Raw genomic sequence first — 1,065 nt, 5'->3', positions numbered from 1 at the left:
CGCCGTTTGTATAATTAAGCGAGACAAATAAAAAAGCCATTTATGTTACACTCAAATTGTAATACCCGCTAAAGCATACAAGGAGAGTGAACATAAATGACTTATACCCATCTTACACCAAACGAGCTTGTAATGATAGAAGCATATTTTCATCAAGAAACTCCGGTTGCTATCGTTGCGAAGCAGCTTAAACGTGGACGCCAAACAATTTACAATGTCTATAACTTTCTCAAATGTGGTGGAACAGCACTTGAATACTTTGAACAATACAAAGAAAATAAGCGATGTTGTGGGAGAACCGAAATCATTTTTCCTGCTGAGGAAAAAGAATACATTGCAAAAAGATCAACTGAAGGTTGGACCCCAGACGTCATTATTGGCCGTGCAGAGCGAACCTTCTCTTGTTCAGTAAGTACCCTCTATCGCCGGTTTAAGACGGGAGAATTCAATGTTTTACATTTACCGATGCAAGGAAAACGAAAACCAAATGGTTATAAGGAAAAACGTGGAAAACAGGCATTCAAAAGAAATATTTCTGAACGTAAAAAAGATTATGTCGTTTTCGAAGAAGAATTTGGACATTTAGAGGGTGATACGATTGTCGGCATCCACCATAAAAGTGCCGTCATCACACTCGTTGAGCGACTTTCAAAAGCCATTATCGCCTTGAAACCAGAAGGCCGTAAGGCAGTTGATATTGAAAATTCGATTAATGAATGGCTTCAATCCGTACCCAAAAATCTTTTCAAATCAATTACCTTTAATTGTGGAAAAGAATTCTCTAATTGGAAAAGTATTAGTAATACGAATGATATTGATATTTATTTCGCAGACCCAGGAACGCCTTCCCAACGGGGATTAAATGAACATTCAAACGGACTCCTCCGAAAAGATGGACTACCAAAAGAAATGGACTTCAACCAAGTCAATCAAGGATTCATCTCATCCGTTGCGTCCAAAAGAAACCATATCCCTAGAAAATCACTAAATTACCAAACACCATTAGAAGTTTTTTTGAGTTACGTAAATGGAAAGTTTTGTCTCGCTTAATTTGACAAATAATAT

General features: G+C 37.3%; 1 protein-coding gene. It reads left to right on the top strand.

Translation table 11 applies throughout. From position 1 onward, the window contains the following. Window positions 1–96: 96 nt before the first annotated feature. Window positions 97–1,050 (top strand): IS30 family transposase, encoded by a 954-nt coding sequence (locus tag FGQ66_RS15025; protein WP_138302659.1) that lies wholly within the window; start codon window positions 97–99, stop codon window positions 1,048–1,050. Window positions 1,051–1,065 lie beyond the last annotated feature (15 nt).

It is taken from the genome of Enterococcus sp. BSD2780061688st2 D3 (assembly GCF_005844145.1).
GTDB classification, from domain to species: domain Bacteria; phylum Bacillota; class Bacilli; order Lactobacillales; family Enterococcaceae; genus Enterococcus_B; species Enterococcus_B durans.
The sequence above is the reverse complement of the archived record's forward strand: the minus strand, read 5'-3'. Positions and strand labels throughout refer to the sequence as shown.